The organism is Exiguobacterium sp. BRG2 (assembly GCF_031844245.1).
GTDB lineage: Bacteria > Bacillota > Bacilli > Exiguobacteriales > Exiguobacteriaceae > Exiguobacterium_A.
Genome location: NZ_JAUZUW010000002.1, coordinates 19,193 through 32,597, shown reverse-complemented (window position 1 = coordinate 32,597; position 13,405 = coordinate 19,193). Strand labels below are relative to the sequence as shown.

The 13,405-nt window shown below is 45.2% G+C and carries 16 protein-coding genes; 4 read left to right on the top strand and 12 right to left on the bottom strand.

The features are described from left to right. Positions 1-15 precede the first annotated feature (15 nt). On the bottom strand, positions 16-294 hold the full coding sequence (locus tag Q9R23_RS02860) for an Fpa/YlaN family protein (protein ID WP_023468835.1): 279 nt from the start codon (positions 292-294) through the stop codon (positions 16-18). Positions 295-416: 122 nt separating this feature from the next. Between Q9R23_RS02860 and Q9R23_RS02855 the strand changes: the two genes are divergently transcribed. Next, positions 417-878: a hypothetical protein gene (locus Q9R23_RS02855; RefSeq protein WP_214854644.1), complete on the top strand. Its 462-nt coding sequence runs from the start codon at positions 417-419 to the stop codon at positions 876-878. A gap of 38 nt (positions 879-916) precedes the next feature. Here the strand turns inward: Q9R23_RS02855 and Q9R23_RS02850 are convergent, their stop codons facing one another. Both Q9R23_RS02850 and Q9R23_RS02845 read right to left on the bottom strand, forming a co-directional pair. Continuing rightward, complete coding sequence (locus tag Q9R23_RS02850) at positions 917-2,233, bottom strand: PhoH family protein (protein WP_290759407.1); 1,317 nt, start codon at positions 2,231-2,233, stop codon at positions 917-919. A 40-nt stretch (positions 2,234-2,273) separates the two neighbouring features. Then, the gene (locus Q9R23_RS02845) at positions 2,274-2,726 is read right to left on the bottom strand and encodes a PNPOx family protein (RefSeq protein WP_214854646.1); all 453 of its coding nucleotides are present in this window, start codon (positions 2,724-2,726) and stop codon (positions 2,274-2,276) included. Between the two features lie 117 nt (positions 2,727-2,843). Between Q9R23_RS02845 and Q9R23_RS02840 the strand changes: the two genes are divergently transcribed. After that, positions 2,844-3,047, top strand: coding sequence for a YlaI family protein (locus tag Q9R23_RS02840; protein WP_029342171.1), 204 nt, complete (start codon positions 2,844-2,846; stop codon positions 3,045-3,047). Positions 3,048-3,090: 43 nt separating this feature from the next. Here Q9R23_RS02840 and Q9R23_RS02835 read toward each other — a convergent pair whose 3' ends face one another. The 3 genes from Q9R23_RS02835 to typA form a co-directional block, all read right to left on the bottom strand. Then, on the bottom strand, positions 3,091-4,185 hold the full coding sequence (locus Q9R23_RS02835) for a PQQ-dependent sugar dehydrogenase (RefSeq protein ID WP_290759410.1): 1,095 nt from the start codon (positions 4,183-4,185) through the stop codon (positions 3,091-3,093). Positions 4,186-4,307: 122 nt separating this feature from the next. Beyond that, positions 4,308-4,661, bottom strand: coding sequence for a YlaH-like family protein (locus tag Q9R23_RS02830; RefSeq protein WP_058264776.1), 354 nt, complete (start codon positions 4,659-4,661; stop codon positions 4,308-4,310). Positions 4,662-4,687: 26 nt separating this feature from the next. Then, positions 4,688-6,535 carry a translational GTPase TypA gene (gene typA, locus Q9R23_RS02825; RefSeq protein ID WP_035406711.1) on the bottom strand — a complete coding sequence of 616 codons (1,848 nt, stop codon included), beginning with the start codon at positions 6,533-6,535 and terminating at the stop codon, positions 4,688-4,690. A 184-nt stretch (positions 6,536-6,719) separates the two neighbouring features. Here typA and Q9R23_RS02820 point away from each other — a divergent pair, with 184 nt between their 5' ends. Then, positions 6,720-6,890: a DUF5325 family protein gene (locus Q9R23_RS02820; protein ID WP_214854647.1), complete on the top strand. Its 171-nt coding sequence runs from the start codon at positions 6,720-6,722 to the stop codon at positions 6,888-6,890. 41 nt (positions 6,891-6,931) lie between these two features. Here Q9R23_RS02820 and Q9R23_RS02815 read toward each other — a convergent pair whose 3' ends face one another. From Q9R23_RS02815 to Q9R23_RS02805, 3 genes are all read right to left on the bottom strand, one after another. Next, positions 6,932-7,717 (bottom strand): inositol monophosphatase family protein, encoded by a 786-nt coding sequence (locus tag Q9R23_RS02815; protein ID WP_214854648.1) that lies wholly within the window; start codon positions 7,715-7,717, stop codon positions 6,932-6,934. Between the two features lie 124 nt (positions 7,718-7,841). Beyond that, on the bottom strand, positions 7,842-8,030 hold the full coding sequence (locus Q9R23_RS02810) for a hypothetical protein (protein WP_023468845.1): 189 nt from the start codon (positions 8,028-8,030) through the stop codon (positions 7,842-7,844). Between the two features lie 283 nt (positions 8,031-8,313). Continuing rightward, a complete protein-coding gene (locus tag Q9R23_RS02805; protein WP_214854650.1) occupies positions 8,314-8,586 on the bottom strand; it encodes a UPF0223 family protein in 273 nt (90 codons plus the stop codon). Between the two features lie 132 nt (positions 8,587-8,718). Here Q9R23_RS02805 and Q9R23_RS02800 point away from each other — a divergent pair, with 132 nt between their 5' ends. Then, complete coding sequence (locus tag Q9R23_RS02800; RefSeq protein WP_035406702.1) at positions 8,719-10,206, top strand: aminotransferase class I/II-fold pyridoxal phosphate-dependent enzyme; 1,488 nt, start codon at positions 8,719-8,721, stop codon at positions 10,204-10,206. A gap of 61 nt (positions 10,207-10,267) precedes the next feature. Here Q9R23_RS02800 and Q9R23_RS02795 read toward each other — a convergent pair whose 3' ends face one another. The 3 genes from Q9R23_RS02795 to Q9R23_RS02785 form a co-directional block, all read right to left on the bottom strand. After that, positions 10,268-10,573, bottom strand: a complete 306-nt coding sequence (locus Q9R23_RS02795; RefSeq protein ID WP_214854652.1) for an SAV0927 family protein — start codon at positions 10,571-10,573, stop codon at positions 10,268-10,270. Between the two features lie 106 nt (positions 10,574-10,679). Beyond that, the gene (gene lpdA, locus Q9R23_RS02790; protein ID WP_029342176.1) at positions 10,680-12,092 is read right to left on the bottom strand and encodes a dihydrolipoyl dehydrogenase; all 1,413 of its coding nucleotides are present in this window, start codon (positions 12,090-12,092) and stop codon (positions 10,680-10,682) included. A gap of 3 nt (positions 12,093-12,095) precedes the next feature. Continuing rightward, positions 12,096-13,388: a dihydrolipoamide acetyltransferase family protein gene (locus tag Q9R23_RS02785; RefSeq protein ID WP_311246380.1), complete on the bottom strand. Its 1,293-nt coding sequence runs from the start codon at positions 13,386-13,388 to the stop codon at positions 12,096-12,098. Positions 13,389-13,405 lie beyond the last annotated feature (17 nt).

The following is a 13,405-nucleotide window of genomic DNA, read 5'->3' as shown; positions in this document are numbered from 1 at the left end:
CGTTTGAGTAGAAAATCAGCACGTCTCCGCATCATGTAAATCAGATAATTGCTGTTCAAGTGATTCGAGCAACTGTTTCCCTTCACCCGCATCAATCAGTTCAAGACGTACCGCAAAATCAATCTGACGGGACAATCCGAACATTTGTGTATCCAATACTTCCTCGTAAAGAGGACATTGTGGCATCGTTAAATTCGCAAGCTGGACCTCGATCAACCGGCGGATTTTTTGTGCATCCGCTTCTAGTAGCTCAAGAGCGCGCTGGCGATGAACTGTCTCGATTTCAGTTGACAATCCAATCCCTCCTCATCAAATGACGCGTTCCTGTTATAGCTAAACTTTACCTTACTTTCGCCAACAATTCAACGTTTCGGTATAATGGATTTGTTGGACTTACACATTTAGGGGGTATAACAATGATTTTTCCGATTAACGGTAAAGTACGGCACCAGTTGACGATTGATCCGACAGTTTGGATCTTTGATGAACGAAAGGTTGCGATTGAGAAGATTGGCCAACCAGCAGATACGAGCGAACAAGAGGCGTACTACGCGAAAATGGGGGCAGCGTGGGATAAAGGCATCATGGAAGGCAGTCGTACGGATCATAATCGTCCGATGACACGCGCTGAAAAAGAAGCCGCGCTTCAAGGGTCATTCGCCATGGCGCTCGCACCGTTCATCCGGAATGCTGAACTCTTACCGGAAGCGACCGCTATTCGTTTCGAAGGTGAAGAAACGGTCGAACTTCCACTTGAGAAACTCGACGAAGTGTACCTGCAGTTCTCACAAGACGGCAAAGTGTTATCAGATGGACCCGTTCACCTGTTGCACGGACAACGGATCGTCAAATCTATTCACACGGTTACCGTCATATAAGGAAAACGTGGTGCGCCTGAATAGACGCACCACGTTTTTTATAATAAGTCGGCTGCGAGGCGCGCCAGATTCGAGCGTTCCCCTTTGACGAGTTTGACGTGTCCCGTCATCTTCTCATTTTTAAGGCGTTCTACGGCGTAGGATAAACCGTTCGAATATTCATCTAAATACGGGTGATCGATCTGTTGCGGATCCCCGACTAACACGATTTTCGAGTTTTCACCGACACGTGTCAAAATCGTCTTGACTTCATGTTTCGTCAAATTCTGCGCTTCATCGATAATGATGAATTGCCCCGGCATGCTCCGTCCTCGAATATATGTCAACGCTTCCAGTTGAATCGTCTTCATTCCCGCGAGAATGTTACCAAGTTCGTCTCCTGATCCCGTATTAAAGAGATGTTCGAGGTTATCATAGATCGGTTGCATCCACGGACGAAGCTTTTCCTCCATCTCACCTGGCAAGTAGCCAATATCATTTCCCATCGGCACGACTGGACGAGCAACGACCAGTTTTTTATATTTATGCTCGTCTTCTACTTGCAGGAGCCCCGCAGCGAGTGCAAGTAATGTCTTTCCGGTACCTGCCTTCCCAACGAGTGTAACGAGCGGTACATCGTCTCGAAGTAATAACTCAAACGCCATCCGTTGTTGAACGTTTCGGGGAATAACACCCCAGACTTGATCAACATCGATCGAAAGTGCCCGGATGATCGGCAAATTCTGATCAACGACAGCAATGGCAGAGGCTTTTGACATATTACTTTTTAGAATGATGAATTCATTCGGTTGCACTTTTTCCGGCAATACATCAACTGAAAGTCGTTTATCCTGATAGAAAGCATCGATATATTCCTGATCGACGGTCACTTCGATGAATCCTGTATAAAGACCAGTCAAGTCAGCGATATGATCCGTCATATAGTCCTCAGCGACTAATCCATACGCATCCGCTTTGACGCGGACTAAGATATCTTTTGAGACGAGAATGACATCTCGTGGGGTCGCTTCAGTTTGTTGTTCCCGATGAATCGACCATGCGAGCTCGATAATCTTGTTATCGTTCGATTCATGCGTAAACGGCGAACCTTCATGAATGGAGTCCCCAATATCGACGCGAAGAATGCCACCGTTTCCGAGTGGCACTCCCGCATGAAGCTGACCAGTTTCCCGTAATTGGTCTAAGATGCGAGCTGTTTCTCGTGCATTACGTCCAACCTCATCCATGTTGCGTTTTTTTCCATCTAGTTCTTCTAGTACGATCGCTGGTATGACGACGTCGTGCTCCTGGAATTGGAAAAGAGAAAGTGGATCATGAAGCATGACATTGGTATCAAGTACGTATATTTTTTTCATTCCATCGTTCGCCCCTTTAGAGTCGAGTTTGTGATGAATGTTACGCTTTTAGGATGCGATGAACGAGTTGATCCAACCGTTCGGCTGCCTGTTCATCGTATGTTTTTTCGATAGTCGGTCGTTGTGTGACAGTTGCTCCGTAAAACAAGATGTCACGCACCTCCTCAACGCGTCCCTCATAAAAAGCGAGTGGCAACGGAAGGTCTTCTTGCGGCGTAAACGCCTTGACGTCCGTACACGTTAAGCTGTACGTCGACTGATCTGCAAAAAAGATCAACGTGAAGACCGGATGTTCTCGTAATGTTTTAACGAGATGAGAATCTGCTTCGATTGCAAAACGAACCGTTTGCGAATCCGTCGCATGTACCCAACTGATTGCATGTGTGATGGGCCAATGTTTGGATTGATCATGCGTAATCAAAAAAACGAGTGGTAATTGCGATAGTGCTTCTAGTTGACCTGAGTTAAGCTGTTGTTCAACTTTATTTGCCATGACATCACCCCCTCTACGACTTAGTGATGATATTTCGAGATATACTTCTCGTTTCCCTTTTTTACATCTGAATAATCTTCTAATATGATATACTAAGAAAAAAAGGGAGGACCTGACATGCGAGTGAAATGTACGATTTGCGATAAGCGTGAAACGATTGATGATTGGTCCTTCACGGCGAAGCGATTACGCAATAAACCTGTTCGTGTCCATATCTGTGATGAGTGTCGATCACGCGTAGAAGAACGGACACTTGAACGCCACGCTTCTGGACAATTCCATTTATACCCGACTTGGGAAACGAAACGAAAACACTGGTAAACAAAAGGTCTGCGGGAAAATTCCCTGACAGACCTTTTATTGTTCATCGATTGATTCGAACCAATCGATCATCATCTGCCGATGGATTCCCTCTTCCGTCCGTATTATTTGTAATATAGTAAATCGATGTCTCGTCAATCCAGACATCGCGAATCCGACCTTGGTTTTCGACAATCGTCTTGACTTGCTTCGTCTCTAGATCGATGGTTTGTAATCGTTGCCCGACAAGTGTTGCAAAATAAAGTGTATTCTCTGCTGTTGCAACTCCACTTGGTGCAACAGATTGTTCTCCTACTTCATACCACGGCGTCACCAGTCCGTCTGCTTGCTCTTTCCCTTCAATCGTCGGCCATCCATAATTCTTTTGTTCGATTCGATTGATCTCATCGTGCCCACTTTGCCCATGTTCGCTTGCATACAGTTGATCATCGACGAAAACAAGTCCTTGTGGATTCCGGTGACCGAGACTGTAGACGTATCCTTTTTGATTCCCCTTGAACGGTTCTCCTTCAGATGTGATGCGTAAAATCTTTCCTGCCAATGAATCAATGTCTTGCGCCAGTTCAGGATTTGCTGCGTCTCCTGCTGTGACGTAGAGTGCACCTTCTGGACCCCACTCAAGTCGTCCTCCGTTATGAATCGTCGCTCCCGGAATATCGTCGAGTAACACACGCTCTTCGACCCACTGATGGCCTTCTTCTTTGATTGCAATGACACGATTGGTCGCTTGATTTTGTTTTGCATACGTATGATAGACGTATGCCGTCTTATTGTTCTTAAAATCAGGGTCAAGTACCATACCGAGTAATCCACTTTCTCCTTCAGCAATTACATCTTTCTTCAGTTGCAAGCGCATCCTCTCATAATCACCTTGTTTTCCTTTGACGATTGTTCCTTCGCGCTCTGTAATATAAAAAGTCTCTCCTTCGCGAACGATATTCCATGGGGCGTTTAGCTCTTTAAATACGACTCCTTCTTGCGTTTGTGATGATTGCGTATCTTCTTGATTACCTGAATCCTGTTGATTGTTTTTTTGTGTCTTCTGATTGGTTTCCTTTGTTGACGATTCTTCTGACGTTTGTGTACAGCCGATCAGAATACCCGCTAACAGCAGGGGTATGACATACCTTATTTTCACTGTTTTCTCCCCCCTTTTAGTATCTCTGTTCCCGCTACGCTTTAAATCATGCATCTGAATTAGCACAAAAAAAGAACGAACCTCCGAAGAGATTCGTTCTTTTGATTCATGACATGCTTCCGTCAAGAAGCTGTCCGTTCACGTTCACGCTTGACCATCCACATCCGGAAGCGATAAATACCAAGTACGAAGACCATCGCAAGGAGTACTTCAGGAATCGGCCATGTCCAGAAGACAAGCGTCAATGCTGCCGAGAAGACGGCGAGCAAGAGATAGACGATCAGTGATTTCCACCATGCTAGTTCCTTAGCAAATCCTAACTTAAAGACGACAAGCGTCAAGATGACGACAGTGATCATTAAAGGATAAAATCCCGTTTCGATGTTATTCGGATCACTTCCGACACCGAGAAGTTTCGCGATGAACGGAATATCGTATTTCGGAAAATCAGAAGCAACGGCAGCTTGTGCATTCATTGCCAATCCCCCTATTCGTTCAAGACTCAATCTTTACCTAGACGACGACGTTTTTCTTGCTTTTCACGTTCGTTTTTGTTCAAGACTTGTTTACGGAGACGAACCGATTGTGGTGTGATTTCACAGTACTCATCTTCATTCAAGAATGTCAACGACTCTTCAAGTGAGAAGACACGTGGACGTTTAAGAACGTTTGTTGAATCTTTTGCAGATGCACGCATGTTCGTTAATTGTTTTGCTTTAACGACGTTGACAGCGAGATCGACATCACGGTTACATTCGCCGATGATCATACCTTCGTATACTTCAATACCAGGCTCGATGAAGATCGTTCCGCGGTCTTCAAGAGCTGAGATCGCGTAAGCAGTTGCTTTACCTGTTTCGATTGAGACCATAACTCCACTACGACGTCCACCGATATCCGCTTGGATGAACGGACGGTATTCTTCGAATGTGTGGTTCATGATTCCGTATCCGCGTGTAGCAGAAAGGAATTCGTTACGGTAACCGATCAAACCACGTGAAGGAACGATGAATTCCATTTTTGTTTGACCGTTGTCCATTGTTTGCATGTTCGTCAATTCACCTTTGCGGAGACCGATCGATTCCATGACAGAACCTGTGTACTCTTCTGGTGTATCGATGACGACGCGTTCGAATGGCTCGACTTTGACACCTTCTTCTTCTTTGATGATAACTTGCGGTTTAGATACTTGGATTTCGTATCCTTCACGGCGCATGTTCTCGATCAAGATCCCGAGGTGAAGCTCCCCACGACCAGAAACGATCCAGCGGTCCGGTGAGTCTGTGTTTTCGATGCGAAGTGAAACGTCTGTTTCGAGTTCTTTTTCAAGACGCTCTTCGATTTTACGTGAAGTAACGAGATCTCCTTCACGACCAGCGAATGGCGAGTTGTTGACGATGAATGTCATTTGAAGCGTTGGCTCATCGATACGTAATAATGGGAGTGGATCAACGTGTGAAGTCGGGCAAACTGTTTCACCGACGTTGATGTCTTCCATACCAGCGATCGCAATCAAGTCTCCTGCTTTTGCAGTTTCGATTTCGACACGTTTTAGACCGAAGTAACCGAACAACTTCGTGACACGGAAGTTCTTCGTTGAACCGTCAAGTTTTGAAAGTGAAACGCTATCGCCAACTTTGATTTCGCCACGGAAGACACGACCGACACCGATCCGTCCGAGGTAGTTATCATAGTCAAGCATCGTAACTTGGAACTGAAGTGGCTCCATTGTGTTATCGACAGGTGCTGGTGTATGCTCAAGAATTAAATCAAGAACGTTCGTGATTGTATCTTCTTGTTTATCTAATTCAGGTTCAAATGAACTTGAGCCGTTGACTGCCGATGCATAAACGACTGGGAATTCGAGTTGATCTTCGTCAGCGCCGAGGTCGATCAAGAGATCTACGACTTCGTCGACGACTTCAAGAGGACGGACCATCGGTTTGTCGATTTTGTTGACGACGACGATTGGTTGAAGTCCTTGCTCGAGTGCTTTTTTCAAAACGAAACGTGTTTGTGGCATACAGCCTTCACGTGCATCGACAACGAGGATGACGCCGTCCACCATACGCATGATCCGCTCAACTTCTCCACCGAAATCGGCGTGTCCTGGCGTATCAACGATGTTGATGCGTGTGTTTTTGTAGTCGATTGCAGTGTTTTTCGCAAGAATCGTGATTCCACGTTCCCGCTCGATGTCATTTGAGTCCATTGCGCGTTCTTCGACTTGTTCGTTCGTACGGAACGTACCAGACTGTTTTAAAAGCTCATCGACTAATGTTGTTTTACCATGGTCAACGTGAGCGATGATCGCAACGTTGCGTAAATCATTTCGTACTAATGTTGTCATAGGTGTGTACCTCTTTCTATTCATTTAAATAAATCTTATCATACTTTCGGTCAACTTTAAGAGTATAGCACAGGTAGAGTCCTAATTGGCAATGACTAAGATTCGACATCATCTCGAAAGCCTTTTCATTATTCTTCATTCACGCTACACTGTTAACGTACTCACGGGTAGAGGGGGAAAAAACATGCGTCTACTATTTTTGTTACTTGCCATGCTTGCAGTAGGATCCATGGCAGCCATCGGCATTTTCATCGCGGAACAAAACGTAGCGATGACGATTGCCTCTGTCGTCTTGATGATAGTTGCGATGGGTGCCGGATTCGTTTTAAAGGCACGTTTGCGCAAACAAACATGACTGGGAAGGTTCCTTTCGTTTTTAAACGAAAGGACCTTTTTTCAACCCTCTTGTGTTTGTACGAACGTCAATACATCTTCAACGAATGTCTGGCTCCCTGCTAATACACTCGTTTGCTCGAGAAACGACATCGGCTCTCCGGTAATCGTCCCGACACGTCCACCAAGCTCTTCAATCAATAACTGACCGGCTGCATAATCCCAAGGCATGTTACGCATCGTGATATATCCATCAACGCGTCCGGCAGCCGTCCATGCGAGTTCAAGGGAAGCTGCACCAATCGCTCGTACACCTACTGCGTGTCGCACGAGTGGAGCAAGACGATCCGTGTTAATTCGACGGTTCGGCGTCACCCAGGTAGCATTCATACAGATGATCGCTTCCTTAACGCTCCGTTCTGTCAGTTGAGGTAACCGAATACCGTTTTGATAAGCCCCTTGTCCTTTGATGACATGAAATAGCTCGTCAGCCATGACATCATAAACAAATCCGTACCGTAATTCCCCTTCCATCATGATCGCAATTGAGATGGCGAACATTCGCTTTTGACGGATGAAGTTCATTGTTCCGTCGATCGGATCAACGAACCAAATCGTACCTTCGAGTGTATCGGGTCGAGCGATGCGCCCCTCTTCACCATAAATATGATGATCCGGATAGCGATCTAGAATACCTTTAATCAATAAATCCTCGACGGCTTGATCAATCTCCGTCACTAAATCACTTTTTCCGGTTTTCTGTTCAATGTGATACGACACATCAATCTTTTCGCGAATGTATTTCCCTGCTCGCTTGATCAAGTCTATCGCATCCAACTCGATTTGCATCTTCCTTCACTCCTTCATCATCGTTTCCAGCTTCTTCTATAGTAACAAAAAAAGAAAACCAGCGAACGATTCGCTGGTTGAAGTAGTGATATTTTATTATAAGGTAGAGAAAAGGACGTTGAAATCAAGCTTCAAGACGTACCATCTCTTGACGATATTTTTCGAGGCGCTCTTTACTTGCACCAACAGCTTCTGCGTCACTTGCCACCATCGCATCATGTAATGTAGCAAGCTCATAGTCGATTTCGAGACGCAATACAGGAATGCGTTTTTCTGCATCTTTTCTCTTGTATGCTTCTATCACTTGTTTCACAGTAACCACACTCCTTCGCGGGATAAACAGACGTTTAATTTGTCAGACAATTGCGACTTATCAGTGGATTGAATCAATAATAGTACGATTCAAATTAGATGTAAAGCATCTAATTTTAAAAAATACAGTTTCACATATTTGTAAGGATAACGTCTTGTATGTAGTATATAGCCGCTTCCCTTCCACTTTAAACAAATGATGATCATTTTCCGCACATTTCCAGTCCGTATAAAAGATAAGACTCCTATACGATCGCATAGGAGTCTTATCTTTTATGATGTCATTATTTTTTCATGCGCACGATTGGATCTTCTTGGCGTTTTGCCTGTTGCATCGTCCGATAACTTGAGCAACCTGTCTCTTCCATATAAAACTGATCCCACTGTTTTTCCTCGGATTTCGAGGTGACGATTTGCTTAAATTCCCGATATGCCTCGAGCAAACGTTGTCGTTCTACACCTGATTCATACGCTTGTTCGACTAAATTGAAAAAGTCGATGACTTTCACGATTTCTTCCGTCGACCAATCGGAATTGAGCGGATAACTCAATGCCATCATTCCCACTTCCTTTCTGCACTTTTCTATTTTACACGGAAAAGAAGCATAAAACAGTTGCAACCGTTCGAAAACTTGTTATAGTTAGCTTGTTTGATTGTATTTTTATTCGGTTTTAAGGGGGGAAATCTGGTGCAAACAAAAAGCTTAACACAGCTCGATACACCTTTATTCGATGCGCTACTCGCGCATGCGAAACGTCAACCAATTCAATTTCATATTCCCGGTCATAAAAATGGTCAAGGAATGGATCCAGCCTTTCGATCGTTCATCGGTCAGAATGCGCTCGATATCGATTTAATCAATATCGCTCCCCTTGATGATCTTCATCATCCAAAGGCAATCATTAAGGAAGCTCATCAATTGGCAGCTCAAGCCTTCCATGCCGACGAAACGTTCTTTTCCGTACAAGGAACGTCAACCGCAATCATGGCAATGATCATGAGCGTCGTCGGACCTGATGATAAAATTCTCGTTCCTCGGAATGTTCATAAATCGGTGATGTCAGCTATCGTTCTTTCTGGTGCGCACCCGATTTTCATTCATCCTGAATTCGATGAGACATTTGGTATCGCACACGGTATCACACCAAGCGCGGTAGAACGTGCCCTTGCACTTCATCCTGATACAAAGGCAGTGCTCGTCATCAACCCGACTTATTTCGGCGTTGCTGGCGACTTGGAGAGCATCGTCAAACTTTCCCATAGTAAGGGTATTCCGGTACTCGTCGACGAAGCACACGGCGTCCATATCGCCTTCCACGAAGATATGCCATTATCTGCGATGCAAGCAGGAGCTGATCTCGCAGCAACGAGTGTCCATAAACTCGGTGGGTCACTCACTGGAAGCTCTGTTTTAAACGTTCGCCGGGGTCTTGTCTCTCCAGATAAGGTCCAAGCGGTACTCTCGATGTTGACGACGACTTCAACATCCTATCTACTGCTTGCTTCTCTTGACTGCGCACGGCGCCATCTTGCAATCAACGGTGAAGCAATGAATCGTCGGGCACTCGAGCTCGCGACACGGATGCGTTTCGGATTAGCGAAGCTTCCTTATCTCGCCGTTTTCGGCGAATCCGATCTTCATTCAAGTGCGACGTTCGCTTTTGATCCAACGAAAGTGCTCGTTTCCGTTAAGGGACTTGGTATTTCTGGTCACCTTGTCGAAGAGTTTTTGCGTGAAGAACATCGGATCGAAGTTGAACTTTCTGATTTAAATAATATCCTTGTCATCATCACTTCTGGTGACTCGGAAGAGACAATCGATGCATTCCTACATGCGATGTCTTTACTTGTTGCACGCTATCAGAATAATGGCGCTGAAACGACTGATCACTCAATCGTCCTTCCAGACATTCCAGCGCTCGCTCTCAGCCCACGTGATGCTTTCTATGAAGAAACAGAGACAATTCCGTTAGTCGATGCGGTCGGACGGATTTCAGCTGAATTCATGATGGTGTACCCTCCTGGTATTCCCATCTTTATTCCTGGCGAAATGATCACGGCAGACAACCTTGCCTATATTAAAGAAAACATTGAAGCTGGTCTTCCGGTTCAAGGTCTTGAGGATCATTCGCTCGAGACGATCAAAGTCATTCAGCAATCGAATGCAATTCGGTGAAGACAAAACAAAGCAGTAATCCTTACTAGATGAGGATTACTGCTTTTTTAATTGGATCGTTTCATTCTGCATATTCATCGTTTGGCGAACAAGGAATGAATGCCGCTAATGCTTCACCAATTAATGCAACATCCTCTTGCTCAATTGCAAAAGTACGAACTAAAACTTCTCCATTCAACACATCCTGTTGATCAAGTAACGCTGACTGACCACCGGTTAAACTAACGACGAGTACTTTCCCAAAAAATTGTCCTGTACAGATGACAGCGAAATCATAGCGAGCGAATGCGGTCGTCCAGCCTACAAAGCGAACCTTATCCATCTCTGATACGTAATACAGCTCCTCTAAGGCAGTCACGGATTCCATATGCGTCCACCCTCTCCATTTTTTACTCTTTTCCTTTTTTGAATCAAGACAAAACAAAAAAACACCTCATACACGGTCGGCTCCCCGTGTATGAGGTGTTTCGAAATTATTTAATGATGTGAATTGGGCTACCGATTGCAACTTCAGCAGTTTCCATTGCGATTTCACCGAGTGATGGGTGCGCGTGGATTGTGAGTGCGATATCTTCAGCTGTCATACCAGACTCGATTGCGAGTCCCATTTCAGCGATCATATCAGATGCGCCTGTACCAGCGATTTGCGCGCCGATCAAGAGACCATCTGATTTACGAGTGATCATTTTCAAGAAGCCGTCTGGCTCGTTGAGTGCAAGTGCACGACCATTCGCAGCGTAAGGGAATTTAGACGCGATGTAGTCGAGTCCTTCTTCTTTCGCTTGTGCTTCAGTGTAACCGACAGTAGCGAGTTCTGGGTCTGTGAAGACGACTGCTGGAATCGCGCTGTAGTCGAGGTATGCAGGGTGTCCTGCAGCTGCTTCAGCAGCAATTTTAGCTTCGAATGAAGCTTTGTGTGCAAGTGGTGGTCCTGGAACGATATCACCGATTGCGTAGATGTTTTCGTTTGAAGTACGGCACTGATCGTCGATTTCGACAAGACCACGGTCGCTGACTTTGACTTCTGCCATTTCAAGACCAAGATCACCAGTGTTCGGACGGCGACCGACAGTGACGAGGACGTAGTCCGCTTCAACTGTTTGTGCTTCACCGTTGACTTCGAATGTTACTTTAACGCCATCTTCCGACTCTTCCACACTTTGAGCAAGTGCTTCGTTGTGGATCGTGATGTTACCTTTTTGTTTGAGCTTTTTCTTAACGACTTGCGTCATAGCAGGCTCGAAACCAGAAAGGATGTCTTTTGTTCCTTCAAGAATGACGACTTCTGTATCGAAGTTCGCATACGCTGTACCAAGCTCCATCCCGATGTATCCGCCACCGATGACGATGAGTTTTTTCGGGATTTCAGGAAGGTTCAATGCGCCTGTTGAAGAAAGAACGCGTTTTGACCATTTGAAAGCTGGAAGTTCGATTGGAGTCGAACCTGTCGCGATGATACATTTCTTGAATTTGTAAGGAGTCGAAGAATCTTCGTTGATGATACGGACTGTATCTTCTGATTGGAAGTAAGCTTCCCCAACGACAGTCTCGACTTTGTTCCCTTTAAGAAGACCACTAACGCCGCCAGTCAATTTATTGACGACAGATTGTTTCCAAGATTGAACTTTCGAGAAATCGACAGTTGCATTCTCAGAAGTGATCCCCATATCGCTTGAACCTTTAGCGTGCTGGAAGTTATGTCCTGCAGTGATCAAGGCTTTTGATGGGATACATCCTACGTTTAAGCAGACGCCACCGACGTTTTCACGTTCAACGATTGTTACTTTCATACCAAGTTGCGCGCCGCGGATTGCAGCAACGTAACCACCAGGGCCAGCCCCGATTACGAGTAAATCTGTTTCTTGTGCGAATTCACCTACTACCATTGCTTATCCCTCCATGATGAGAAGTTGTGGGTCGTTCAATAGGCGTTTAACTAAGTTAAGCGCGTTTTGTGCAGTTGCACCATCGATGAGACGGTGGTCGAAGCTGAATGAAAGTGCAAGAACTGGTGCAGCAACGATTTCGCCGTTTTTAACGACCGCTTTTTCAGCGATACGACCGATACCGAGGATTGCAACTTCTGGGTGGTTGATGACTGGTGTGAACCATTGACCGCCAGCAGAACCGATGTTAGTGATCGTGATTGATCCGCCTTTCATCTCGTCGCCAGAAAGTTTTCCGTCACGTGCTTTACCAGCAAGGTCATTGATGTTGTCAGCAAGTGCGAAGATCGATTTACGATCTGCATCTTTAACGACTGGTACGACAAGACCGTTGTCTGTATCAGCAGCAATGCCGATGTTGAAGTAGTTTTTGTAGACGATTTCTTCGTTTACATCGTCGATTGATGCGTTGATTGCCGGGTATTTTTTAGCAGCAGCAGTCAATGCTTTTACGACGAACGGAAGGTAAGTCAATTTCGTACCTTGAGCAGCCGCAACTTCTTTGAAGTTTTTACGGAGTGCAACGAGGTTCGTAACATCGACTTCGTCCATGAGTGTTACGTGTGGAGCTGTATGTTTCGAGTTAACCATTGCTTTCGAAATCGCTTTACGGATTCCTTTGATTTTCTCGCGTGTTTCAAGTTCAGGTTGAGCAGCAACGTATGGCTTAACTTCTGTTTTTGGTGCAGAAGCAGCTGCAGCTGGTGCTTTTTCTTCTGTTGCTGGTGCTTCAGAAGTTTGACCACCGTTTGCGAATGCATCGATGTCTTCTTTGACGACACGACCGTTGTCTCCAGAACCTTGGACTTCACGGATGTCGACACCTTTTTCACGTGCATATTTACGGACAGATGGCATCGCGATGACGCGTTCTGATTTATGGATTTGAACCTCATTTGGTTTGTCTTCCACTTTTTGATCCGTATCTTGAACGTCTTTCGCATTTTCTTCAGCTTTTGGTTGCTCTGCTTCTTCAGAAGGAGCAGAACCTTCGCCTTCGACTTCGAAAGTGATGAGGACGTCGCCAACGACAGCTACGACACCTTCGTCAACTTTTACTTCTTTAACAGTACCATCAACTGGCGATGGAATTTCAACGACTGCTTTATCGTTTTGTACTTCAAGAAGAACATCATCTTCTTTGACAGTGTCGCCCGCTTTTACGAACCACTTTACGATTTCACCTTCATGAATACCCTCACCGATATCCGGCAATTTGAATTCAAATAAACCCATTTGAATATGCCTCCTTT